Genomic DNA, 23,665 nt, shown 5'->3' with positions numbered 1-23,665 from the left:
GCACGAAACCTGGGCACGGCGTGGAGCAGCCCGCTCGCTGCCCGTGCAGACCGTGCGCGGAAGGTGTGTGGAATCGTGATCGACTTGGGGAGACGACGTGTTCAATGCCACAGTGCGGCGCGGGCCTTCGGGCGGCCCGATTCAGCCCAGGCGGGCCATGAGGGCGTGTTCGACGAGGGTGATCAACGCCGACTTCGCCTCCGCACGATGCCGCGCGTCCGTCACGATGATCGGAGCATCCGGACCGATCTGCAACGCCTCCCGCACCTCCTCCGGAGAATACGGCTGATGCCCGTCGAAACCGTTCAACGCGATCACGAACGGCAGACCACTGTTCTCGAAGTAATCCACCGCCGGAAAACAATCCGCCAGACGACGCGTATCCACCAGCACCACCGCACCAATGGCACCACGCACCAAGTCGTCCCACATGAACCAGAAACGATCCTGCCCCGGCGTACCGAAGAGATACAGAATCAGATCCTGATCCAACGTGATACGACCGAAGTCCATCGCCACCGTCGTGGTCGTCTTACCACCGGTATGCGTCAGATCATCAATACCGGCGGACGCGGACGTCATCACGGCCTCGGTACGCAGCGGATTGATCTCCGACACGGCACCGACAAACGTGGTCTTCCCCACACCAAACCCACCCGCGACCACAATCTTCGCAGAAGTAGTGGAACGGGAAGGAGCCGAACGGCCCGCACCGCTAGAGCTTGCGAAGTCCACTGAGCACCCTTTCGAGCAGTGTCACATCAGGCTGACCACCCGGTTCGCCCTGGTCGGGCTGGTGGATCGCGATGAGGCCGGCCTCCGCGAGGTCGGCCACCAGGATGCGCGCCACACCCAGCGGCATCGAGAGCAGGGCCGAGACCTCGGCCACCGACTTGACCTCCATGCACAGCTGGCAGATCCGCTGGTGCTCGGGCAGCAGCCCGGAGAGCTGCATCGGTTCGGCGCTGGTGGACACCAGCGCCTCGATCGCCAGCTGATAACGCGGCCTGGTCCGGCCACCCGTCATGGCGTACGGACGCACCAGCGGCTGATCGCTGTCGTCATGGTGACCGTAGGGCTGATGGCCTGCGCCGTAGGCGCCCTGCGAGGGTGGCGTATTCATGGCTCCTCCGAGCGGGACATGAGGTCGGTCATGCGGGTGGTGGTACTCATGCGGGGGGAGCTGGGGATCAGTTGAGCAGGCTGCCCTGCAATTCGGCCCGTAGCGCGGGGGTCAGTACGGTACCGGCGCGGTCGACGAGAAGGGCCATCTCATACCCCACCAGACCGATATCCGCATCCGGATGCGCCAGCACCGCCAACGACGAACCATCCGAGATCGACATGATGAAGAGAAAACCACGCTCCATCTCCACCACCGTCTGATTCACCGCACCACCCTCGAAGATCCGCGACGCACCAGCCGTCAACGACGTCAACCCAGACGCCACCGCAGCCAACTGATCCGCACGATCCCGGGGAAAACCCTCGGACAACGCCAGCAGAAGACCGTCAGCCGACACCACCACCGTATGCGACACCCCAGGAGTGTTCTCCACAAAGTTGGTGATCAACCAGTTCAGGTTCTGCGCCGCCTGGCTCATCGGGCTCACACTAACGCTCCTACTGGTATCTGGGGCCGGAGCCCCGATCGGTCCGGCCGGCCGTGGAATTGGCCTGGCGCCCCTGCTGAATTCCCCGGCGGAGATTGGTCAGCCGGCCCCGGACTGCGTCCGGTGCGCGGGAGACCTGCGGGCCGGTCGGGGCGGCCTGCTGCTGCGACTGCTGAGCGGCGCCCGCCACCAGATTGGCGCGTGGCACCCGCCGGGGCAGACCCGAGGTGGTGACCCCGCCGGCGCTCGGCTGACGCAGTTGCCCGGCCTGACGCCCGAGCTCGTCGTTGGGTGAGGGCCGCCAGCTGGGCGAGGCGCCCGGCGTCGCGGCGGCCGGTTCGGTACGGGGGAAGTCGTCGCGCGGCGCGGCGCCGAAGCCACCGCCGGCCGGTGCGGCTTCCGGTTCGGTACGCGGCGTGCTCTGGCCGCGTACCGGCAGCCCCGATCCGGTGGCGGGCGCGGGGCCCGCGGCCGGTTCCGGCGCGGCGGGAGCCGCGGGGGCCGGAGGTGCCACCCGCCGGGTCCCGAACCAGGTGGACTCCATCTCCTCGAAGATCGGAGTGCGTTCCGAGGTCGTGGGGCCACCGGTGGGCAGCGGGTCGGTGAACGCGGCCGGCTGCGCCGGCTGCTGCGGCTCGTACCGCTCGGGCCCGGCGGCGGGCGCCTGCGTGCCGAAGGCGGGGAACTCGCCGGTGTCGGCGGGGTATCCCGCGGCGCCCTGGTCCTGGCCGAGGGCCGGGAACTCCCCGGTCCCGTCCGGGTAGCCGCCGCCGGATGCGGGGCCCACCGCGGGGAAGGCGCCGGTGTCGGCGGGGAAGCCCTGGCGGGACTGGTCGGGCCCCTGCCCCAGGGCGGGGAAGGCGCCGGTGTCGGCGGGTCCTGACGGGTAGCCGCCGGAGCCGGCGTCCTGTCGGCCCTGGCCCTGGTTCTGACCCTGGCCCTGGTTCTGGCCGATCGCCGGGAACTCGCCGGTGCCCGGGTAGTCACCGGGGCCCTGCCGGCCGGCGCCGGGCCGGCCCGTACCGAAGTCCTGGCCGCCCACCGCGGGGAACTCGGCCGTGTCGGCGGGGTATCCCGCGCCGGGGCGGCCGGGGCCGGGGCCCTGGGCGGTGGGCGAGCGGAACTCGCCGGTGTCGCCGAAGGCGTCGAACTGCTGGGAGCGGCCGGACGAGGCCGCCGGGCGCGGCGCGGGGCCGCTGGCGCCGGTGAAACCGGGGCGGGCGTACTCGCCGGTGTCCGGCTCCTCGTGCCCGCGCGGTCCCTCACCCTGGTCGCCGACCACGGGTATTCGGCCGCTGTCCTCGACCCGGCTGGCCCAGCTCGGCCGGCCCGAGCGGTCGGACGCGCCGTCGCCGGGCGCACCGGTCAGCGGGTCACGCCCCGGCTCGGACGCGGCGGGGTTCGCCGGGGCCGCCGGGGAGCCGGAACCGGTGGTGGGGAAGGAGGTGTTGCCGGGGCGCGGCGGCAGCGCGGGGCGTTCCTGGCCGCCGGCCACCTGGCCGCGCGAGGCGGAGGGGCCCTTGCCCAGGTTCGCCAGCCCGCGCCCGCGGCCACCGGGGGCCTGCGGCCCGCCGGGACGCCCGGGCGGGGTCTCCCGCTGCACGGTGGTGGTCGGGGGTGCCGCGGCGGGGGCACCGGCGGCGCCGCCCGGCATGCCGGTTCCCGGCATGCCCGCGGCGCCCTGCCCCGGACGCGGACCGCGCCCGGCGCCCTGGGCCACCTCGGCGGGCAGCATCACCAGCGCGGTGGTGCCGCCGGAGTCGGAGGGACGCAGTTGGATGCGGATGCCGTGCCGCAGGGACAGGCGGCCGACCACGAACAGACCCATCCGGCGCGAGACGGAGACATCGACGGTGGGCGGGTTGGCCAGCCGGTCGTTGATCTCGGCCAGGTCCTCCGGGGAGAGCCCGATGCCGGTGTCGTGGATCTCCACGAGCACCCGGCCGTCGGGCAGCGCGTGACCGGTGACCTTGACCTTGGTCTGCGGCGAGGAGAAGGAGGTGGCGTTCTCCAGCAGCTCGGCGAGCAGGTGCACGAGGTCGTTGACGACCCGGCCGGCCACGTCCGTCTTCGGTACGGCGCTCAGCTCGATGCGCTCGTACTGCTCCACCTCGGAGGCCGCGGCGCGCAGCACGTCGACCAGCGGCACCGGCCGCGTCCAGCGGCGGCCCGGCTCCTCACCGGCGAGAACCAGCAGGTTCTCGCCGTTGCGGCGCATGCGGGTGGCGAGGTGGTCGAGCTTGAACAGCGAGGACAGCTGGTCGGGGTCGGCCTCGCGGGACTCCAGTTCGGAGATGAGCGACAGCTGACGCTGGATGAGGCCCTGGCTGCGCCGCGAGAGGTTGGTGAACATCGCGTTGACGTTCCCCCGCAGCAGGGCCTGTTCACCGGCCAGTCGGACGGCTTCGCGGTGCACGTCGTCGAACGCCTCGGCCACCCGGCCGATCTCGTCGCGGGTGTGCACACCGACCGACTGCACGGAGGTGTCGACATCCTCGGGCTCCGCCTCGGACATCTGGCGGACGACCTCGGGCAGCCGCTTGTGGGCGACCTCCTGCGCGGTGTCCTGGAGGCGGCGCAGCGAGCGGACCATGGAGCGGGCCACGACGAAGGCGCCGACCAGGGAGATGCCGAGCACCAGCACCACGATGGCGCCGTTGAGGATGGCTTCCTGCTGCGCCTCGTTGCGCAGGTCGCGGGCCTGCTCCTCCATCTCGGTGATCAGGGTCCGCTCGATCGCGTTCATCGCGTCGATCTTGGTGCGGTCCTGGTCGAACCAGTCGCGGTAGGACCGTTCCTGGCGCTGGATGCCGTCCAGCGACGCGAAGACCATGTCGCGGTAGGTGTCGGCCGAGACGACGTTGACGATGCCGCCCTCGAGGGGGTCGAGCAGGCCGCTGGCGCCGAGGTCGTTGCCGTAGATCTGGGTGAAGCTGTTGAGCGAGGCCGCCTCACTGGCCGCGTGCGTCTTGCCGTACCGCCAGTCACTGGGTGACAGGCCCATCTCGTCGCCGTCGCGTTCGCCGCGGGCGAGGCCGGCGGTGATGACGGCGCGCTGGATGGAGGCGTGTTCCTTGGCCGCCGAGAAGGTGGCCAGGGCGCGGGTGGAGCGGATCATCTCGCTGTTGCTGGTGGCCTGCGCCATGTCCTGCGAGAGCGAGAGCAGCGCCTCGATCAGGTCGTTGTAGCGCATGATCGTCTGCGAGACGTAGTCCGGGTCGGCGTACGCCTCGTCCCGGATCTCCTTGATGCCGGTCAGCTGCCGGCTGATGTCCAGGACGGTGGCCTGGACCCCTCGCATGACGTCGTCGTCGGCCGTGATCGCGTTGGTGGCGTCACTGAACGCGCCCCGCGCGTCGTCCGTCCGCTCCCGGGCGGTCGCGATCTCGTCGCTCTTGGCGCTCATGCCCGCCACCAGCGGGCCGGCCGAGCGGTCGCGCTCCTCCTGGAGGGCGGCGGCCAGCAGGGTCGCCTGCTGGGTCATGTCCGTGAGCAGCTGCATCGTGTCCAGCTGCTCGATGTCGTCCATCGAGGACTGGATACGCAGGCCGCCCAGCACGGTGGCGGCCATCACGGGGAGGGCGATCAGGGAGACCAGGCGGGTGCTGATGCGCCAGTTGCGCAGCGCCAGCCGGGAACCCGCCCGGCTGGGTCTCGCCTCGGCAGCGGCCGTGGGGTCGTTCTGGGCGGTACTCCGGTCGGCCGGGGCCTCCCCGGAACCGGGCGCGTTCCGCGCCGGGTCGCCGCTGGAGGCAGGTCCGCCGGAGGAGCCACGCTGCGTGGCACCACCCTGCTCCGGTTCTCCCGCAGCGCTGCCTTCCCTCTTGAAACGTCCCTGCACTATGCGTCGCAACCTCTGGACCAGGCGTCGCGCCGCGATGCGGCGTGACGGTATCGAGCCAGGGGCATACGACCCCCCGGCGGTCGTCGTCGTCGGTAACCGGCGTGTCCGGTGTTCAGCCAGCACGTGACGCTTGGGGCGCGCCCTGCACATGAGCTCGTGTCACGCGGCGGTCCGTGGAATTCCAGCACAGTGGCCGATCTCCAACAAGGGCCCGGAATGGTCCCGTGACATCTATGACGCTCCGCACGCGCCTCACTACCTGCCGTGGAAGCGGGGAGCAGGCATAGCGGACTTTTCTCCACACCATCGCCATCGAATCGATACACCGGAGGGTGCGTCAACCGAGGTGCTACGTACGGTTTCATCCGCCCTGTCCCCCTTTCACACCGTCAGATTCCCGTCCCCTATGCGGCTTTTGCCCCTAAGCTCGTGAGGAAAATCACATGAGGGCGATGGCCGATAAGGAACGCTCGCGGGTATACGGCACCTAGTGTCAGGCTTTACAAGCAGCAGCTCTACCTAAGGCAGATCCTCCGTGAAGAGCACCCTGAGCGTCCGCTCCACCGCCAACCCCCGGCGCACCACCCTCGCACATCTGCGGGACGCGCAGGAGCTGGCACCGGCCCCGGTCACGTACACGGTCTCGGAGGAGCTGCCGGGGCAGACCGCCAACCCGCGCCGCACCATCCTCATGAAGCTGCCGGACGCGAGCTGACGCACGGTCACCCCGTACGCCGCACACAGCAGGGCGGGCCGGACACCGATCCACGGTGTCCGGCCCGCCCTGTGACGTACGCGCGGCGGCACGGGCGGCGTACGGCCGCACGGTGCGCCGCCGCCCGCCCCGCGCGGTCAGCCCTGCCAGCTGTGCGGCGCCCGGAAGCCCGGGGTGCGCTCCAGCCGGCGCCAGCCGGCCGTGCTGCGGCCACCGGCCGCGTGCCCGGCGCCGGCCGACGGGCTCTGGGCGGCCCGCGCGATCAGCAGCGCGGTCACCGCCGCCAGCTCCTCGTCGCTGGCGGCACCCTTCTCCACGCGGACCAGCTTGGTGTCCGTCTCCGTGCTCATCTGCGGTGTCTCCTCGGTCGTCACTGACGTCACTGGGGCGGGTTGCCGTGCTTGCGGGCCGGCAGATCGGCGTGCTTGGTGCGCAGCATCGCCAGGGACTGGATCAGCACCGCGCGGGTCTCGGCGGGGTCGATCACGTCGTGCACCAGACCGCGCTCGGCCGCGTAGTACGGGTGCATCAGCTCGGTCTTGTACTCCTTCACCAGCCGCGCCCGGGTGGCCTCGGGGTCCTCGGCGGCGGCGATCTGGCGGCGGAAGATCACATTGGCCGCGCCCTCCGCGCCCATGACCGCGATCTCGTTGGTCGGCCAGGCGTAGGTGAGGTCGGCACCGATGGTCTGGGAGTCCATCACGATGTAGGCACCGCCGTACGCCTTGCGCAGCACCACGGAGATCCGCGGCACGGTCGCGTTGCAGTAGGCGTACAGCAGCTTGGCGCCGTGCCGGATGATGCCACCGTGCTCCTGGTCCACGCCGGGCAGGAAGCCGGGGACGTCGAGCAGGGTGACGATCGGGATGTTGAAGGCGTCGCACAGCTGGACGAAACGGGCGGCCTTCTCGGAGGCGTGGATGTCCAGCACCCCGGCGAGCGACTGCGGCTGGTTGGCGACGATGCCGACCACCTGGCCGCCGAGCCGGCCCAGCGCGCAGATGATGTTGGTGGCCCAGCGCTCGTGGACCTCGAGGAACTCCCCGTCGTCGACGAGCTCCTCGATGACGGCGCGCATGTCGTAGGGGCGGTTGCCGTCCGCCGGAACCAGGTCCAGCAGCGCGTCGCCGGAGCGGTCGGCCGGGTCCTCGGTCTCGGAGGCGGGCGGGTTCTCGCGGTTGTTGGAGGGCAGCAGCGACAGCAGGAAGCGCACCTCCTCCAGGCACGACTCCTCGTCGTCGTAGGCGAAGTGCGCCACCCCGGAGGTCTCGGCGTGCACATCGGCACCGCCAAGACCGTTCTGGGTGATCTCCTCGCCGGTGACGGCCTTGACCACGTCGGGGCCGGTGATGAACATCTGCGAGGTCTCGCGGACCATGAACACGAAGTCGGTCAGGGCCGGGCTGTAGGCGGCGCCGCCCGCGCAGGGGCCGAGCATGACGGAGATCTGCGGGATGACGCCGGACGCCTTGGTGTTGCGCTGGAAGATGCCGCCGTAGCCGGCCAGCGCCGAGACACCCTCCTGGATGCGGGCGCCCGCACCGTCGTTGAGGGAGACCAGCGGGGCACCCGCCGCGATGGCCATGTCCATGATCTTGTGGATCTTCTGGGCGTGGGCCTCGCCCAGCGCCCCGCCGAAGATCCGGAAGTCGTGCGCGTAGACGAAGACGGTACGGCCGTGCACGGTGCCCCAGCCGGTGATCACACCGTCGGTGTAGGGGCGCTTGGTCTCCAGGCCGAAGCCGGTGGCACGGTGCCGGCGCAGCCCTTCGACCTCCTGGAAGGAGCCTTCGTCCAGCAGCAGCTCGATCCGCTCCCGGGCGGTCAGCTTGCCCTTGGCGTGCTGGGCCGCGGTCGCCTTCTCACTGGGACCGCGGCCGATCTCTTCGCGGATGGCGCGCAGCTCCGCAACGCGCCCCCGCGCGTCGGGGGCGGCCACGGTCGTCAGGGACTCATCGGTCATGTATAGACCCTATGAAACGCCAGGAGCGAACGCTCTCGTCAGATCCGTACAGTCTCCGCCGCCATTTCGTGGTCGTCCTGTACAGAACCACCGGGTTACGCGGTAAAGGTGCAGCGAAGTAACACAGCAGACCCGGGGGGAACTAGAGGAACCCTATAATTCCTCCCGCTCCCCCCGGCCCGGCTCAGTCCGTCGGCCGCAGTCCGGCCCGCAGCAGACCGTAGGTGTAGGCATCCTCCAGCGCCTGCCACGAGGCGGCGATGACGTTGTCCGCCACCCCCACCGTGGACCATTCGCCCGTGCCGTCCCCGGTGGTGATCAGCACCCGGGTGGTGGACTGGGTGCCGGAGCGCCCGGCCAGGATACGGACCTTGTAGTCCACCAGCTGGAGTCTGGCCAGTTCGGGGAAGGTGCGTTCCAGGCCGCCGCGCAGCGCGCGGTCCAGGGCGTTGACGGGCCCGTTGCCCTCACCGGTGGCGACCACCCGCTCGCCCTTGGCCCACAGCTTGACGGTGGCCTCGTTGTCGACGGTGCCGTCCGGGCGCTGGTCGGTGATGGCCCGCCAGGACTCCAGCCGGAAGAAGCGGGAGGCGCGGCCGGTGACCTCGTCGCGCAGCAGCAGCTCGAAGGAGGCGTCGGCGGCCTCGTACGTGTAGCCCTTGAGCTCCTGCTCCTTGACCCGGGCGACGATCCGGCCCACCAGCTCGCGGTCGCCCTCCAGGTCGTAGCCCAGTTCGCGGCCCTTGAGCTCGATGGAGGCGCGGCCCGCCATGTCGGAGACCAGCATCCGCATGGAGTTGCCGACCAGCTCCGGGTCGATGTGCTGGTAGAGGTCGGGGTCCACCTTGATCGCCGAGGCGTGCAGGCCCGCCTTGTGGGCGAAGGCGGACAGGCCCACGTAAGGCTGGTGGGTGCTGGGGGTGAGGTTGACGACCTCGGCGATGGCGTGCGAGATGCGGGTCATCTCCTGGAGCGCGCCGGGCGGCAGCACCCGCTTGCCGTACTTCAGCTCCAGGGCGGCGACCACCGGGAAGAGGTTGGCGTTGCCGACGCGTTCGCCGTAGCCGTTGGCGGTGCACTGGACGTGCGTGGCGCCGGCGTCCACGGCGGCCAGGGTGTTGGCGACGGCGCAGCCGGTGTCGTCCTGGGCGTGGATGCCGATGCGGGCGCCGGTGTCGGCGACGACGGTGCGTACGGTGGCCTGCACCTGGGCGGGGAGCATGCCGCCGTTGGTGTCGCACAGGATGACGACGTCGGCGCCGGCCGTGGCGGCGGTGCGCACGACCTCCAGGGCGTAGCCGGGGTTGTCGGTGTAGCCGTCGAAGAAGTGCTCGCAGTCGACGAAGACCCGGCGGCCGGCGGCGCGCAGGTGGCGCACGGTGTCGGCGATCATGGCGAGGTTCTCGTCGGGGGTGGTGCGCAGGGCGAGTTCCACGTGCCGGTCGTGGGACTTGGCGACCAGGGTGACCACGGGGGCGCCGGAGTCCAGCAGGGCGCGTACCTGGGGGTCCTCGGCGGCGGTGGTGCCCGCCTTGCGGGTGGCGCCGAAGGCGACCAGCTGGGCGTGGCGCCAGGGCAGCTCACGGGCGCGGCGGAAGAACTCGGTGTCGCGGGGGTTGGCCCCGGGCCAGCCGCCCTCGATGAAGCCGACGCCGAAGTCGTCGAGGTGCCGGGCGATGGCCAGCTTGTCGGCGACGGTCAGGTTGATTCCTTCGCGCTGGGCGCCGTCGCGCAGGGTGGTGTCGAAGACGTGGAAGCCGTCATCGGGTGCGGCGGAGGTGTCCGGTGCGGTCATGGTGGCTGGCTCCTGCGGAGGGTGCGGTTGTGGTCGGCTCCACTGCCCTGCTCCCGTCCGGCCGTGGTGGGGCCGGAAAACGAAAAAACCCCTCGCGGATGCGAGAGGTCTGCGCGCGGGTCGAGGCACGGTGGCCGCGTCACCCGGGGTGGGGTGGGGCGGCGATCACTGCGGACCGGCGCGCTCGTCACCCATAATCATGGCGAACGAGAGCACGTGCCCAGTGTGGCACAGGATGTCCGCACCGACGGGTGCGTCTCACGATTCGGACGATAGTCGGGCGGTATGCCCATGCCCGTCCCGCACCGGCGGCGGCCCGCGCCGGTGCGGGACGGGCCGGGGGCCCGCACCGTACCGGCGCGGCGGGGATACGGGGGGTCAGCCGACCCGGTGCATCCAGCCGTGCGGGTCGGGGGCCTGACCCCGCTGGACGGACAGCAGCGCCTCACGCAGCCGCAGGGTGACCGGGCCCGGCTGCCCGTCGCCGACCGTCCACGCGGCGTCGGAGGACTTCACGGAGCCGACCGGGGTGATCACCGCGGCGGTGCCGCAGGCGAAGGTCTCGGTCAGCGAGCCGTCCGCGCAGCCGCGCTCCCAGTCCTCGGTGGTGATCCTGGTCTCGCCCGTGGTGTAGCCGAGGTCGGCGGCGATGGTCAGCAGCGAGTCACGGACGATGCCGGCCAGCAGGGTGCCGGTCAGCTCCGGGGTGACCACGGTGGCGTTCTCGCCCGAGCCGCGCACGAAGTACAGGTTCATGCCGCCCATCTCCTCGACCCAGCGGCGTTCGACCGCGTCCAGCCACACCACCTGGTCGCAGCCGTGATCGACGGCCTCCGCCTGGGCGAGGAAGGAGGCCGCGTAGTTCCCGGCGAACTTGGCCGCGCCGGTGCCGCCGGGGGCGGCGCGCACGTACTCCTTCGACAGCCACACCGAGACCGGCTTGACGCCGCGCGGGAAGTAGGCGCCGGCCGGGGAGGCGATGAGCACGAAGAGGTACTCACCGGCCGGCTCGTTGATGCCCAGGCCGGACTCGGTGGCGAACATGAAGGGCCGCAGGTACAGCGACTCCTCGCCGCCGTGCGCGGGCACCCAGGCGCTGTCGTGGGCCAGCAGCAGGTTGATGGCCTTGATGAAGGTGTCCACCGGCAGCTCGGGCATCGCCAGGCGGCGGGCCGATTCCTGGAAGCGGCGGGCGTTGGCGTCGGGGCGGAAGACCCCGATGGAGCCGTCGGGCTGCCGGTAGGCCTTGAGCCCCTCGAAGATCGCCTGCCCGTAGTGCAGCGTCTTGTTCGCCGGGTCGAGCTGGAACGGCGCGTACGGGGTGAGCTGCGCGTCGTACCAGCCCCGGCCCTTGCTCCACTTGATGGTGACCATGTGGTCGGTGAAGTAACGGCCGAAGCCGGGAGCGGCGAGCAGGGCCTCGCGCTCCGCGTCCGCCAGCGGCGCGGCGGAGGGCTTGAGGTCGAATTCGATCGGCGGCGTCGTCATGGTGAGCGCGTCCTTCGCTGAGTGATGTGGCGGACCGCCGGCCCGTCCCCCCGATGGACGCGGTACTAGGAAGTCCGAGCATCGGGAGACAGTTCGGCCCCGCGTCCGATTATCGCGCGGGGAGGTTCGGCATGCGCACGGGATGCGGTCCTGATGGTGATGGTGGCACCCAGCGGCGGGTAAGCCCAGCCGCCGGGCAGAATGTGTGCCCGGCGGCGGTGGGGGTGCGTGTGGCGTGAGCGGTGCCGCGGGCTAGCCGGTTACGGAACCGGCTACGCGTACCGCGAGGGCGTCCCCGATGGTGTCGGTGTCACGCGGTGTGCCGTCGCGCTCCGCCAGGTCGGCGGTCACGGCGGCCTCGATCCGGGCGGCCTGCTCCTGGTAGCCGAGGTGGCGCAGCAGCAGGGCGACGGAGAGCACGGTGGCGGTGGGGTCCGCCTTGCCGGTGCCCGCGATGTCGGGCGCGGAGCCGTGCACCGGCTCGAACATCGAGGGGAAGGCGCCGGTGGGGTTGATGTTCCCGGAGGCGGCGAGCCCGATGCCGCCGGTGATGGCGGCGGCGAGGTCGGTGAGGATGTCGCCGAAGAGGTTGTCGGTGACGATGACGTCGAAGCGCTCGGGCTGCGTGACGAAGAAGATCGTCGCGGCGTCGACGTGCAGGTAGTCGGTGGTGACCTGCGGGTACTCCTGGGCGACGCGGTCCACCGTGTTCTTCCACAGGTGGCCGGCGTGCACCAGGACGTTGTTCTTGTGGACCAGGGTCAGCTTCTTCGCCGGGCGGGCGGCGGCGCGCTCGAAGGCGTCGCGGACCACGCGCTCGACCCCGTAGGCCGTGTTGATGGAGACCTCGGTGGCCACCTCGGCGGGGGTACCGGTGCGCATCGAACCGCCGTTGCCGACGTACGGGCCCTCGGTGCCCTCGCGCACCACGAGGAAGTCGATGGCCGGGTTCCCGGCCAGCGGGGTCGTGGTGTTCGGCAGCAGGACGGAGGGGCGCAGGTTCACGTAGTGGTCGAACGCGAAGCGCAGCTTCAGCAGCAGGCCGCGCTCCAGCACCCCGGAGGGGACGCCCGGGTCGCCGATGGCGCCGAGCAGGATGGCGTCGTGGCCGCGCAGCCGCTCCAGGTCCGCGTCCGGGAGGGTCTCCCCGGTGGCGTGCCAGCGCTTGGCGCCCAGATCGTAGGTGGTGGTCTCCAGCTTGACGTCGGAGGGCAGGGCGGAGCTGAGGACCTTGAGGCCCTGGGCCACCACCTCGGGGCCGATGCCGTCGCCGGGGATTACTGCGAGATCGATACTGCGCGCCATGGAGGGGACCTTACGTCGGGTCCGGGGAGCGGACGTACGGCGTCCACGATCCGGACAGCGGGCGGGGGAACGCGCGCACCCCGGTGGGATCAGTGGGCGGCGGCCGGGGCGCCGCCGTTGTCCCGGCGGTCCAGGGCGCGCTGGAGCGCGTCGGCGGCGAACCGCCGGGACGCGTCGTCGCGGACGGCGACGGAGGAGGAGGTGCGCGGGACTCGGGGGGTGCGCCGGGCGGTCTGCTCGGCTGCGGGCACGGTGAGCGTGTCGTCCATGGCGGATCGGCTCCAGGGAGTGGGGGTACGGCGAGGGCTGCCGCAGGGGGTGGGGCCCGGCGCGGCGGGGGTCGCCCGCACTGCTGCACCTGGCCGCGACCGCCGCACGCTGGATGGAGCGTCACTGTCGGCTTCTACAAAAGTAGCGGCCTTCAGCAGTGATGTCCCGCCAGATACTCGACCGTCCTAGTATGTGAGACGAGAACGGCCCCGGCGCGCACTTTCCGTGCGCACCGGGGCCGTTGCCGATCGTTTCCCGACCGCTCCCGACCGGTCAGCCCATGTGGGGGTAGCGGTAGTCGGTCGCCGGTACCTGGGTCTCCTTCAGCGAGCGCGGCGAGGTCCAGCGCAGCAGGTTGAACTTCGAGCCGGCCTTGTCATTGGTGCCCGAGGCCCGGGCCCCGCCGAACGGCTGCTGCCCCACGATCGACCCGGTGGGCCGGTCGTTCAGATAGAAGTTGCCGGCCGCGAACCGCAGCTTCTCGCTCGCCGCGGCGGCCACCGCCCGGTCCCTGGCCAGCACCGCGCCGGTCAGCGCGTACGGGGCCACCGACTCCATCTGCTCCAGCATCGCGTCGAAGGAGTCGTCCTCGTACACGTGCACCGCGACGATCGGGCCGAAGTACTCCGTGGTGAACACCTCGTTCTCCGGGTCGGAGCAGGTGAGCACCGTGGGCCGCACGAAGAAGCCGACCGAGTCGTCACAGGTGCCGCCCGCCACGATCTCGCAGGTCGGGTCGGCCTTGGCCCGCTCGATCGCCGCCTTGTTCTTGGCGAAGGCCCGCTCGTCGATGACGGCGGCCATGAAGTTCGACAGATCGCTCGGATCACCCATGGACAGACCCTCGGTCTCGGCCGCCAGCGCGTCACGCAGCCCGCCCTCCCACAGCGAGCGCGGGATGTACGCCCGGGAGGCCGCCGAACACTTCTGGCCCTGGTACTCGAAGGCGCCCCGGGTGATCGCCGTCTTCAGCGCCGCCGGGTCCGCGGTCGGGTGGGCGACGATGAAGTCCTTGCCGCCGGTCTCCCCCACGATCCGCGGGTACCCCTTGTACCGCTCGATGTGGGTGCCGATCTCCCGCCACAGGTACTGGAAGGTGCCGGTCGAGCCGGTGAAGTGCACCCCGGCCAGGTCCGGGTGCGGCAGCGCCTCCTCCGAGACCTCCTTGCCGTCCCCCGTCACCAGGTTGATGACCCCCGGGGGCAGCCCGGCCTCCTCCAGCAGCTCCATCAGCAGCACCGCCGCGTGGGTCTGCGTCGGCGACGGCTTCCACACCACCACATTGCCCATCAGCGCCGGGGCGGTGGGCAGATTGCCGGCGATGGCGGTGAAGTTGAACGGCGTGATCGCGTAGACGAAGCCCTCCAGCGGGCGGAAGTCCAGACGGTTCCACACCCCCTTGGGCTGCACCAGCGGCTGCTCGGCCAGGATCTCCCGGGCGAAGTGCACGTTGAAGCGCCAGAAGTCGATCAGCTCGCACGGCGCGTCGATCTCCGCCTGCTGCACCGTCTTGGACTGGCCCAGCATGGTGGAGGCCGCGATCGTCTCCCGCCACGGCCCGGACAGCAGCTCGGCCGCCTTCAGGAAGACGGCGGCCCGCTCGTCGAAGGGCAGCTCCCGCCAGGCGGGGGCCGCCGCCAGCGCGGCGTCGATCGCGTCCCGCGCGTCGGCCCGGGTGGCGTTGCCGTAGGTGCCGAGTCGGGCCCGGTGGCGGTGCGGCTGCACCACGTCGAAGCGGTCACCCCCGCCCATCCGCCGGACCCCGTTGATGGTCATCGGCAGCTCGATGGGGTTCTCGGACAGCTCCTTGAGCTTGCGCTCCAGTCGGGCGCGCTCCGCCGAACCGGGGGCGTAGGTGTGCACCGGCTCGTTCACCGGCGGCGGCACCTGGGTCACAGCGTCCATGGCCGTGGGTCTCCTTCGGAAAGAGGCGGGGCACTCAGCCCCGGGTCAGCAGGGAACGGGCGAAGAAGCCGAGATTGGCGGGCCGCTCGGCGAGCCGGCGCATGAAGTAGCCGTACCAGTCGGTGCCGTACGGGACGTACACCCGCATCAGATGCCCGGCGCGGGCCAGCCGCAGCTGCTCCTCGGTACGGATCCCGTACAGCATCTGGAACTCGTAGCTGTCGGGGGCGCGCTCCAGCCGCCGCGCCAGTTCCTCGGCGATCGCGATCAGCCGCGGGTCATGGGTGGCGATCATCGGATAGCCCCCGCCGGTCAGCAGGATGCGCAAGGCCCGCACATAGGCGAGATCCACCTGCCGCTTCTCCTGGTGCGCCACGGAGGCGGGCTCCCGGTACGCGCCCTTGACCAGCCGCACCCGGCAGCCGGTGGCGGCCAGCGCCCGGCAGTCGTCCTCGGTGCGGTAGAGGTAGGACTGCACGGCCACACCGGTCCGCGGGAACCGGCCGCGCAGCGCGCCCAGCACGGCGAGGGTGCCGTCGACCGCGGTGTGGTCCTCCATGTCGAGGGTCACCATGGTCCCGGCCTCGGCGGCGGCCGCCACCACCGGCTCCACCGCGCGGTGTGCGAACTCCTCGCCGCCGCCCGCCAGCCGCAGCCCGAAGGCGGACAGCTTCAGCGACAGCTCGGCCCGGTCCCCCAGGCCCTCCGCGCGCAGGGCCTCCAGCAGCGCCAGATAGGCGTCCCGGGCGCGTACCACCTGCGCCTTGTCGGTGACGTCCTCGCCGAGATGGTCCAGGGTGACCGCGAGCCCGGCGCCCGCCAGCTCCCGCACCGCCGTCAGCGACTGGTCGAGCCGCTCGCCGGCCACGAAACGGTCCACCACCGGGCGGGTCAGCGGGGTGGCGGAGACGGCCCGCCGGATGACATCGCTGCGCGCGGCCGCGAGAAGCACGGGTCCCAGCACGGGCACCTCACCTCCGGATACCAGGAAGAACTCAGTTATCCGCAACCTAGGCAGCGCCCGGCCCACGGGCTATCAACAGATGTCTGCCGCCGGGGGCACCCGCGTCAGACATCTGTATGAGAATGGTGCGCGCAACGGCGGCCGGATGCGACGCGGAGACGGCGGGAGAGGGACGGTAGGCCGGGTGGAACCCGATTACCAGGAGCTGATCGACGAGGTCTCGGCCCGTCTGGGCACCCCGGCGACGCTGGAGGGCCGCGACTTCGCGCTGATCGCGTTCGGGGCCCACGACAGCGCGGACGACCGGGTGATGGACCCGGTGCGCACCCGCTCGATCCTGCACCGGCGCTCCTCGGTGGAGGTACGGGCCTGGTTCGAGCGGTTCGGCATCGCCAGGGCGCGCGGCCCGGTGCGCATCCCGCCCGACCCGGCGGCCGGGGTGCGCACGGGGCGGATCTGTCTCCCCGCCCGGCACCACGGGGTGGTGTACGGGTACATCTGGCTGGTCGACGACGGCGCGCTGGAGCTGACCGACCCGCGGCTGGCCGACGCCCAGGCCACGGCGGAACGCATCGGCAGCCTGCTCGCCCGCTCGGCGGGGCTCGGCGGCCGGCTCGGGGCGCTGCTGCACACCCTGCTGACCACGCCGCAGCGGGAGGCGGCGGCCGGGGAGCTGACGGAGGCGCTCGGCCCGGCGGCCACCGGGCCGCTGACCATGGTCGCGGCGCTCCCGTGGAACGACGGCGCCCCCGCGCTGCCCGGGGCCCTGGCGCTGTGCCCGCTGGAGGGCACCCTGGCGGCGCTGGTCCGTCCGGCCTCGGCGCGGGTGGTGGCCGGGCGGCTGAGCGGGCCCGAGGCGACGGTGGGCATCGGCGCGGACCGCGCGGTGGCGGCGGAGCTGCCCGCCGCCTGGCGGGAGGCGCTGGGCGCGGCGCGGGCGGCGCGGGCCGAACCGGCGCTGGGCCCCATCGCCTCCTGGAACGCGATCGGCCCCTACCGGCTGCTCACCACCCTCCCGCCGGCCGCCCCCGACCCGGCTGTGGCCCCGCTGCTGGCCCCGGCCCACCGGGAGCTGGCCCGCACCGCCGAGATCTTCCTGGACCAGGCCGGCTCCCCCGCCCGCACCGCCACCGCCCTGGGCATACACCGGCAGACCCTGTACTACCGCCTCACCCGGGTCGAGGCCCTCACCGGCCTGGACCTGGCCGACGGCGAACACCGGCTCCTCCTCCACCTGGCCCTGAAGGCGGCCCGCCTGCGGGACACCGGGTGACGGTGGCGGGTCGGTCCCCGACGACCGCCCCCGGCGGCGGACAGTCGGCGCGGGAGCCGGGGACGGGCCCCCTGCACTGGAAGACCCGGACGCTGGTCGACACGGCGGCCGGGCGGCCGTTCGTCTGGCTGGACGACGAGATCACCGGGCGCGACCGCGACTGGGTGGCGGCGCACCATCCGGGGCCGGCGCTGCTCCACCGTGTCGACGCCGGGGCCGGCCTCACGGCTGCGGACTTCGCCGATGTCGGGGCCTGGCTGCACGCGGTGACGGCCGGCGGGGGGCCGGGGACGTCCGTCAGTCGACGCCGGTGATGTCCGCGAGCTCCAGGTTGTCGTCGCCGCCCTGGACCCGCTGGGAGCGGATGAGCCCCAGCTCCTTGCCGTAGTACTTCTCGGTGATCACCTCGGGGTCCAGCCGGCTGGTCTCCCGGATCTTCAGCACCTCGCTGAACCGCCCCAGGCTGATCGCCAGGTCCTCGTTCAGGCTGATCACCTTGGCCTCGTTCTCCGCGACGTCGGGGGCGAACTGCTGCTGGTAGATCTCGCCCACCATCGGGTCGGCCAGCATGACCACACCGGGCTGCGCACCGTCCATGCCCGCCCGCCAGCTGCCGTGCGCGGTGCCGGTGTCGCGTCCGAAGTACCAGACGTTGCCGCCCTCGTCCTGGGCGTAGAAGTGCCGCAGCTCGGTGGGCTGTTCCCCCTGGCAGTGCTGTCGCTCGCGGACCACCAGCGTCGAGACGCCGAGGATGTTCTCGCGGTCCTGGGTCACCTCGGTCACCATCGTCTGCTTCCCGTGGGTGCAGATGCCGTCGAAGTGGTGTCCGGTGCCGGGGGCCAGCGGGAGGTACGGGTTGTCGATCTCGTCGACGAAGTTCGCCGGGTCGATGGAGGGGGACGGCGCCGGGCTCGGGGACGCGCTGGTCTCCTCGGCGGCCCGTTCGGCGTCCCCCGGGGAGGACGAGCAGGCGGCCAGCAGCAGCGGAAGCAGGGGAAGCAGCAGCGTCGCCCGCAGAGCGCGCGCCCCGCGCCGCGTGGTGGTGGTCACGATGCGTCACTCCCCAGGTCTCGGCACTCCGGCAGGCCCATGATCGGACGTGCCCGGGCGCCGCGCGGCCAGCCCCGCCCGGCCGGCCACCCGGACGGCGCAGCGCGTTCGCCGGGGGGCCGCCGGGACGGTTTACGGAAGCCGCCCGAGCCGCTAGCTTCGACAGCACCTTGGGAGCGCTCCCATAGCCCGCGTCCCCCACCGCGACCCCTTTCCATCCCCTCGTTGTGAGAGGAACGATTCACGTGCGCACCCCCCACGCCCCCCACGCACGATCCCGCACCCGGCCCCGGCTGCTGTTCGCCGCCGCGGCCGCGGCCCTGGGCGGTCTGCTCTCCTTCGGCCTGCTCGCCCCGGCGCAGGCCACGGCGCCGCAGGAGACACCGCGCGAGGACGCCGCCGAGCTGCCGGCCGGCACCGTCTTCCACAACCACCCCGGCGCCGTCCACGACTGGGTCGCCGCCAACCCGGGCGACGCCCGGCGACAGCTGATCGAACAGCGCATAGCCGACCAGCCGCAGGGCATCTGGTTCGCCACCTACCAGCCGGCCTCGGTGACCCAGGACGTCGCCGCGGTCACCGGCCCCGCCGCGGCGGCCGGCGAGGTGCCGGTCCTGGTGCCGTACGTGCTGCCCGACCGCGACTGCGGCGGCGCCTCCGCCGGCGGCGCGCCCGACTTCCCCAGCTACCTCGCCTGGACGCAGGGCTTCGCGGCCGGCCTCGGCTCGGATCCCGTGGTGGTGATCCTGGAGCCGGACGCGATCGCGCTGACCGACTGCCTCGACGACAGCCAGGTCGCCCAGCGGTTCTCCGCGCTCGGCGAGGCGGCCGGCATCATCCACGCCGCCAACCCGCAGGCCCGGGTGTACTTCGACGCCGGGCACTCGGGCTGGCACAGCCCCTCGGCGATCGCCCAGCGGCTGCGCGACGCCGGTGCGGTGGCCCAGGGCGACGGCATCTACACCAACGCCTCGAACTACCGCACCACCGCGGACGAGACGGCGTTCGCCGAGGCGGTCCTCGGGCAGCTCGGCGACCCCGCTCTCCAGGCCGTCATCGACACCAGCCGCAACGGCAACGGGCCGAGCGGCAGCGAGTGGTGCGACCCGGCCGGGCGGCTGGTCGGCGAGAGCCCGACCGCGAACACCGGCAGCGCGCGGGTGGACGCCTACCTGTGGATCAAGCGCCCCGGTGAGCTGGACGGCTGCGCCGGGCCGGCCGGGCAGTTCTCCCCCGAATACGCCTTCGAGCTGGCCGGCGGCTGACGCCCCCACGGGCCCGCGGCGCCCCGGTGGGTCACCGGGGCGGCGCGGGCCCACGCGCGTCCGTACGGGTTGCGCCGGTACGCGCCCGGCCCGACCGTGGGAGGACGGGGCCGGCGCAGTCGAGGAGGTCGGGCATGAGAGCCGTGCAGTACCGGGAGATCGGTGCCGCGCCGCAGGTGGTCACCGTTCCCGACCCCGAGCCCGGGCCGGGACAGGTGCTGCTGAAGGTGTCGGCGGCCGGGGTCTGCCACTCGGACATCGCTGTCATGGAGTGGCCGGCCGAGAGCTTTCCCTACGCGCTGCCCCTGACGCTCGGCCACGAGGGCGCGGGCGTGGTGGCTGCGCTCGGCGAGGGCGTCACCGGGCTCACCGAGGGCGACTCCGTCGCCGTGTACGGACCACAGGGCTGCGGGCGCTGCGCCAAGTGCGCCCACGGCAAGGAGAACTACTGCACCCGCGCCGCCGAGCTGGGGATCTTCCCGCCCGGGCTCGGCGCGCCCGGCGCCATCGCGGAGTACCTCCTGATCGACGACTCCCGCTTCCTGGTGCCGCTCGGCGATCTGGACCCGGTGACCACCGTGCCGCTGACGGACGCCGGCCTGACCCCGTACCACGCCATCAAGCGTTCGCTGCCCAAACTGGTGCCCGGCAGCACGGCGGTGGTGATCGGCACCGGCGGGCTCGGCCATGTGGCCATCCAGCTGCTGCGGGCGCTGAGCCCGGCCCGGGTGGTCGCGCTGGACGTGGCGCGGGAGAAGCTGGATCTGGCGCGCGAGGTGGGGGCGCACGAGGCGCTGCTGTCGGACGAACGGGCTGCCGGACGGGTACGGGAGCTGACCGGCGGCCTCGGTGCCCAGGCGGTGTTCGACTTCGTGGGGGCGCAGCCCACCGTGACGGCGGCTGGGGCGATGGCGGCGGTGGAGGCGGATGTGACGATCGTCGGCATCGCGGGCGGCGCCCTGCCGGTGGGCATCGGCTCCACCGCGTTCGAGGTGACGGTCTCCGCGCCGTACTGGGGCAGCCGCGGTGAGCTGATCGAGGTGCTGGAGCTGGCGCGGGCGGGCAGCGTCGAGGTGACGGTGGAGACCTACGGTCTCGACGAGGCACCGCGCGCCTATGAACGTCTGCACCAGGGCAAGATCAAGGGCCGCGCGGTGATCCTCCCCAACGGCTGATCACGCCCACGGCGCGGCCGGCGGGCCGGTGGGGCCCGCCGGCCGCGCCGCGGTGAGCGATCGGGTCAGCCGTCAGTCGGTGAGGTTGACGCCGCGCGCGGAGGTGGCGCCGATCTCCTGGGCGATCTCCGCGAGCACCTGCGTGGAGACGGTCTCGTCCAGGGTGAGCGCGATCAGGGCCTCGCCGCCCTCCTCGGCGCGTGCCACCTGCATCCCGGCGATGTTGATCGCGGACTCGCCCAGGATGCGGCCGAGGGTGCCGACGACGCCGGGGCGGTCGGTGTAGCGCAGGAAGGCCATGTGGTCGGCGAGGGCCAGGTCCACGGTGTGCTCGCCGATGCCGACGATCTTCTGCTGGTGCTTGGGGCCGGCCAGGGTGCCGGAGACCGCCACCGTCTCACCGCCGGTGAGGGTGCCGCGCACGGTGATCAGGTTGCGGTGGTCGGGCGACTCGGAGCTGGTGGTGAGCCGCACCTCCACGCCGCGCTCCTGCGCGAACAGCGGGGCGTTGACATAGGAGACCGTCTCGGCGACGACATCCTCGAAGACGCCCTTGAGCGCGGAGAGTTCCAGGACCTTCACGTCGTGCTGGGTGATCTCGCCGCGCACCTCGACGTCGAGCCGCATGGCGACCTCGCCGGCCAGCGCGGTGAAGATCCGCCCGAGCTTCTCGGCGAGCGGCAGCCCGGGGCGTACGTCCTCGGCGATCACGCCGCCCTGGACGTTGACCGCGTCCGGGACCAGCTCGCCGGCCAGCGCCAGGCGGACCGAGCGGGCCACCGAGATGCCGGCCTTCTCCTGGGCCTCACCGGTGGAGGCCCCCAGGTGCGGGGTGCACACGACGCTGTCGAACTCGAACAGCGGGGAGTCCGTGCAGGGTTCGCTGGAGTAGACGTCCAGGCCCGCGCCGGCCACCCGGCCCTCCTTGAGGGCGGACAGCAGGGCGCTCTCGTCGACGATGCCGCCACGGGCGGCGTTGACGATGCGCACCGACGGCTTCACCTTGTGCAGCGCCTCGTCGCCGATCAGGCCCAGCGTCTCGGGGGTCTTGGGGAGGTGGACGGTGATGAAGTCCGAGATCTCCAGGAGTTCGTCGAGCGGGAGGAGCTTGACGCCCATCTGCGCGGCGCGGGCGGGCTGCACGTAGGGGTCGTAGGCGACGATCTTCATGCCGAACGCGGCCATCCGCTGCGCGACCAGGACACCGATGCGGCCCAGGCCCACCACGCCGAGGGTCTTCTCGGACAGTTCGACGCCGGTGTATTTGCTGCGCTTCCACTCGCCGTTCTTGAGGGCGGTGTTGGCCTGCGGGATGTGGCGCGCGGTGGCGACCAGCAGGCCGCAGGCGAGCTCGGCGGCGGTGATGATGTTGGAGGTGGGGGCGTTGACGACCATGACGCCGGCCTTGGTGGCGGCGGCCACGTCCACGTTGTCCAGGCCGACCCCGGCGCGGGCGACCACCCGCAGCTTGCGGGCCGCGGCGATGGCCTCGGCGTCGACCTTGGTGGCGCTGCGGATGAGGATGGCGTCGACGTCGGCGATGGCGCTCAGCAGCTGTGCGCGGTCCGCACCGTCACAGTGCCGGATGTCGAAGTCCGGGCCCAGCGCTTCGACGGTGGCGGGGGAAAGCTCTTCGGCGATGAGTACGGCGGGCTTGCTCACTGGGTCTCACTGTCCTTTGCGGAAGGCCGCGTCCCGACGGCCGAGGCGGTGGAGTAGGCAGCCGCGTGGAGACGCACGACGCTGTGAGCCTGTGACGCGCTTGGTGCTGGGTGCAGTGTATTCGGCGCGGTGCCGCCACGGGACGGGTTGGCCGGGGCGGCCGCTCGATCGAGCGAATCCCCGCGAACGGGGGGGTGGTACGGGGCGACGCGAGGAGGAACGGGGCGGGCCGCGGCGGGGTCGGGGTGGGACCTCCGCCGCGGCCGTGCCGATCCGCTCAGTCCTGGTCGTCGACCCAGCTCATCAGCTTGCGCAGGTCGCGGCCCGTGGTCTCCAGCAGGTGGTCCTCGTCCGCCTTCTTGTACTCGTTGTACTTGGGCAGACCGGCGTTGTACTCCGCCATCCAGTTGTTGGCGAAGGTGCCGTCCTTGATGTCGGCCAGCACGCGGCGCATCTCGGCCTTGGTCTCCTCGGTGATGATCCGCGGGCCGGTGACGTAGTCGCCCCACTCGGCGGTCTCCGAGATGGACCAGCGCATCTTGCCCAGGCCGCCCTCGTACATGAGGTCCACGATGAGCTTCAGCTCGTGCAGGCACTCGAAGTACGCGATCTCCGGCTGGTAACCGGCCTCGACCAGCGTCTCGAAGCCGGCCTTCACCAGCGCGGAGGCGCCGCCGCACAGCACGGCCTGCTCACCGAAGAGGTCGGTCTCGGTCTCCTCGGTGAAGGTGGTCTTGATGACGCCGGCGCGGGTGCCGCCGATGGCCTTGGCGTAGGAGAGCGCGAGGGCGAAGGCGCTGCCGGTGGCGTCGTTCTCGACGGCGGCGATGCAGGGCACGCCGCGGCCTTCCTCGTACTGGCGGCGCACCAGGTGGCCGGGGCCCTTGGGGGCGACCATGCACACGTCGACGCCGGCCGGGGGCTTGATGAAGCCGAAGCGGATGTTGAAGCCGTGGCCGAAGAACAGCGCGTCGCCGTCCTTCAGGTGCTCACGCACGGACTCCTCGTAGACCTTGGCCTGGATCGGGTCCGGGACCAGGATCATGATGACGTCGGCCTCGGCGGCGGCCTCGGCGGGGGTGGTCACGCGCAGGCCCTGCTCCTCGGCCTTGGCGCGGGACTTCGAGCCCTCGTGGAGACCGACGCGCACGTCGACGCCCGAGTCCCGCAGGGACAGCGCGTGGGCGTGGCCCTGGCTGCCGTAGCCGAGAACCGCGACCTTGCGGCCCTGGATGATGGACAGGTCGGCGTCGTCGTCGTAGAACAGCTCGGCCACTTCGGTTTTCTCCTTGTTGTTCCTGCTGCGGCGGTCGCGGCGTGCGTCCACCGTAGGTGGTGCGGTGATGGGATGGGTGCGGATCTCGCTGTACGGACCGGT

The 23,665-nt window shown here is 72.0% G+C and carries 19 protein-coding genes and 1 pseudogene; 5 read left to right on the top strand and 15 right to left on the bottom strand.

What is annotated here, in order from left to right:
• Nucleotides 1–141: 141 nt before the first annotated feature.
• The 4 genes from ACTFAP_RS22600 to ACTFAP_RS22585 form a co-directional block, all read right to left on the bottom strand.
• Nucleotides 142–735: a GTP-binding protein gene (locus ACTFAP_RS22600; RefSeq protein ID WP_046724916.1), complete on the bottom strand. Its 594-nt coding sequence runs from the start codon at nt 733–735 to the stop codon at nt 142–144.
• Complete coding sequence (locus tag ACTFAP_RS22595) at nt 716–1,123, bottom strand: DUF742 domain-containing protein (protein WP_030739487.1); 408 nt, start codon at nt 1,121–1,123, stop codon at nt 716–718. Before ACTFAP_RS22595 ends, ACTFAP_RS22600 begins: the two co-directional genes overlap by 20 nt.
• A gap of 67 nt (nt 1,124–1,190) precedes the next feature.
• Complete coding sequence (locus ACTFAP_RS22590) at nt 1,191–1,604, bottom strand: roadblock/LC7 domain-containing protein (RefSeq protein WP_390125918.1); 414 nt, start codon at nt 1,602–1,604, stop codon at nt 1,191–1,193.
• 19 nt (nt 1,605–1,623) lie between these two features.
• Complete coding sequence (locus ACTFAP_RS22585) at nt 1,624–5,454, bottom strand: sensor histidine kinase (RefSeq protein ID WP_500467268.1); 3,831 nt, start codon at nt 5,452–5,454, stop codon at nt 1,624–1,626.
• Nucleotides 5,455–5,992: 538 nt separating this feature from the next.
• Here ACTFAP_RS22585 and ACTFAP_RS22580 point away from each other — a divergent pair.
• Complete coding sequence (locus ACTFAP_RS22580) at nt 5,993–6,172, top strand: hypothetical protein (RefSeq protein WP_390125922.1); 180 nt, start codon at nt 5,993–5,995, stop codon at nt 6,170–6,172.
• Nucleotides 6,173–6,309: 137 nt separating this feature from the next.
• Here the strand turns inward: ACTFAP_RS22580 and ACTFAP_RS22575 are convergent, their stop codons facing one another.
• The 8 genes from ACTFAP_RS22575 to ACTFAP_RS22540 form a co-directional block, all read right to left on the bottom strand.
• Nucleotides 6,310–6,522 (bottom strand): acyl-CoA carboxylase subunit epsilon, encoded by a 213-nt coding sequence (locus tag ACTFAP_RS22575; protein WP_030738921.1) that lies wholly within the window; start codon nt 6,520–6,522, stop codon nt 6,310–6,312.
• Between the two features lie 29 nt (nt 6,523–6,551).
• Complete coding sequence (locus ACTFAP_RS22570; protein ID WP_495682128.1) at nt 6,552–8,135, bottom strand: carboxyl transferase domain-containing protein; 1,584 nt, start codon at nt 8,133–8,135, stop codon at nt 6,552–6,554.
• A gap of 184 nt (nt 8,136–8,319) precedes the next feature.
• Nucleotides 8,320–9,930: a citramalate synthase gene (cimA, locus tag ACTFAP_RS22565; protein WP_436978513.1), complete on the bottom strand. Its 1,611-nt coding sequence runs from the start codon at nt 9,928–9,930 to the stop codon at nt 8,320–8,322.
• Nucleotides 9,931–10,308: 378 nt separating this feature from the next.
• Nucleotides 10,309–11,418, bottom strand: coding sequence for a branched-chain amino acid aminotransferase (locus ACTFAP_RS22560; protein ID WP_500467267.1), 1,110 nt, complete (start codon nt 11,416–11,418; stop codon nt 10,309–10,311).
• Nucleotides 11,419–11,670: 252 nt separating this feature from the next.
• The gene (locus ACTFAP_RS22555) at nt 11,671–12,723 is read right to left on the bottom strand and encodes a 3-isopropylmalate dehydrogenase (RefSeq protein WP_500467266.1); all 1,053 of its coding nucleotides are present in this window, start codon (nt 12,721–12,723) and stop codon (nt 11,671–11,673) included.
• A gap of 89 nt (nt 12,724–12,812) precedes the next feature.
• Nucleotides 12,813–12,992, bottom strand: a complete 180-nt coding sequence (locus ACTFAP_RS22550; RefSeq protein ID WP_030738909.1) for a hypothetical protein — start codon at nt 12,990–12,992, stop codon at nt 12,813–12,815.
• A gap of 274 nt (nt 12,993–13,266) precedes the next feature.
• Nucleotides 13,267–14,898, bottom strand: a complete 1,632-nt coding sequence (gene pruA, locus ACTFAP_RS22545; RefSeq protein WP_500467265.1) for an L-glutamate gamma-semialdehyde dehydrogenase — start codon at nt 14,896–14,898, stop codon at nt 13,267–13,269.
• A gap of 34 nt (nt 14,899–14,932) precedes the next feature.
• The gene (locus tag ACTFAP_RS22540; protein ID WP_390125939.1) at nt 14,933–15,862 is read right to left on the bottom strand and encodes a proline dehydrogenase family protein; all 930 of its coding nucleotides are present in this window, start codon (nt 15,860–15,862) and stop codon (nt 14,933–14,935) included.
• A 184-nt stretch (nt 15,863–16,046) separates the two neighbouring features.
• On the opposite strand from ACTFAP_RS22540, the gene ACTFAP_RS22535 reads away from it, so the two are divergent.
• A complete protein-coding gene (locus tag ACTFAP_RS22535; protein ID WP_500467264.1) occupies nt 16,047–17,135 on the top strand; it encodes a PucR family transcriptional regulator in 1,089 nt (362 codons plus the stop codon).
• Between the two features lie 59 nt (nt 17,136–17,194).
• Nucleotides 17,195–17,449: pseudogene (locus ACTFAP_RS22530) on the top strand (hypothetical protein); the annotation flags it as partial.
• Here ACTFAP_RS22530 and ACTFAP_RS22525 read toward each other — a convergent pair.
• Nucleotides 17,433–18,185, bottom strand: coding sequence for a hypothetical protein (locus ACTFAP_RS22525; RefSeq protein ID WP_495682122.1), 753 nt, complete (start codon nt 18,183–18,185; stop codon nt 17,433–17,435). The pseudogene ACTFAP_RS22530 and the gene ACTFAP_RS22525 overlap by 17 nt on opposite strands.
• 245 nt (nt 18,186–18,430) lie before the next feature.
• Between ACTFAP_RS22525 and ACTFAP_RS22520 the strand changes: the two genes are divergently transcribed.
• Both ACTFAP_RS22520 and ACTFAP_RS22515 read left to right on the top strand, forming a co-directional pair.
• Entirely contained in the window at nt 18,431–19,450 is a 1,020-nt protein-coding gene (locus ACTFAP_RS22520) for a glycoside hydrolase family 6 protein (RefSeq protein WP_495682121.1), read from the top strand.
• Nucleotides 19,451–19,584: 134 nt separating this feature from the next.
• Nucleotides 19,585–20,625 (top strand): NAD(P)-dependent alcohol dehydrogenase, encoded by a 1,041-nt coding sequence (locus ACTFAP_RS22515; RefSeq protein ID WP_500467263.1) that lies wholly within the window; start codon nt 19,585–19,587, stop codon nt 20,623–20,625.
• A 72-nt stretch (nt 20,626–20,697) separates the two neighbouring features.
• Here ACTFAP_RS22515 and serA read toward each other — a convergent pair whose 3' ends face one another.
• A complete protein-coding gene (gene serA / locus ACTFAP_RS22510) occupies nt 20,698–22,287 on the bottom strand; it encodes a phosphoglycerate dehydrogenase (protein ID WP_030738885.1) in 1,590 nt (529 codons plus the stop codon).
• Between the two features lie 277 nt (nt 22,288–22,564).
• Nucleotides 22,565–23,563, bottom strand: coding sequence for a ketol-acid reductoisomerase (gene ilvC / locus ACTFAP_RS22505; RefSeq protein ID WP_390125952.1), 999 nt, complete (start codon nt 23,561–23,563; stop codon nt 22,565–22,567).
• Nucleotides 23,564–23,665: the final 102 nt, after the last annotated feature.

The sequence above is a fragment of the Streptomyces sp. PH9007 genome (assembly GCF_059813725.1).
The sequence above is the reverse complement of the archived record's forward strand: the minus strand, read 5'-3'. Positions and strand labels throughout refer to the sequence as shown.

Excerpts from the sequence above, each read along its gene's own strand:
- ACTFAP_RS22550 (WP_030738909.1), bottom strand. The coding sequence starts at position 12,992 with ATGGACGACACGCTCACCGTGCCCGCAGCCGAGCAGACCGCCCGGCGC.
- ACTFAP_RS22515 (WP_500467263.1), top strand. The coding sequence starts at position 19,585 with ATGAGAGCCGTGCAGTACCGGGAGATCGGTGCCGCGCCGCAGGTGGTC.
- ACTFAP_RS22590 (WP_390125918.1), bottom strand. The coding sequence starts at position 1,604 with ATGAGCCAGGCGGCGCAGAACCTGAACTGGTTGATCACCAACTTTGTG.
- ACTFAP_RS22555 (WP_500467266.1), bottom strand. The coding sequence starts at position 12,723 with ATGGCGCGCAGTATCGATCTCGCAGTAATCCCCGGCGACGGCATCGGC.
- ACTFAP_RS22575 (WP_030738921.1), bottom strand. The coding sequence starts at position 6,522 with ATGAGCACGGAGACGGACACCAAGCTGGTCCGCGTGGAGAAGGGTGCC.
- ACTFAP_RS22570 (WP_495682128.1), bottom strand. The coding sequence starts at position 8,135 with ATGACCGATGAGTCCCTGACGACCGTGGCCGCCCCCGACGCGCGGGGG.
- pruA (WP_500467265.1), bottom strand. The coding sequence starts at position 14,898 with ATGGACGCTGTGACCCAGGTGCCGCCGCCGGTGAACGAGCCGGTGCAC.
- ACTFAP_RS22560 (WP_500467267.1), bottom strand. The coding sequence starts at position 11,418 with ATGACGACGCCGCCGATCGAATTCGACCTCAAGCCCTCCGCCGCGCCG.
- ACTFAP_RS22595 (WP_030739487.1), bottom strand. The coding sequence starts at position 1,123 with ATGAATACGCCACCCTCGCAGGGCGCCTACGGCGCAGGCCATCAGCCC.
- cimA (WP_436978513.1), bottom strand. The coding sequence starts at position 9,930 with ATGACCGCACCGGACACCTCCGCCGCACCCGATGACGGCTTCCACGTC.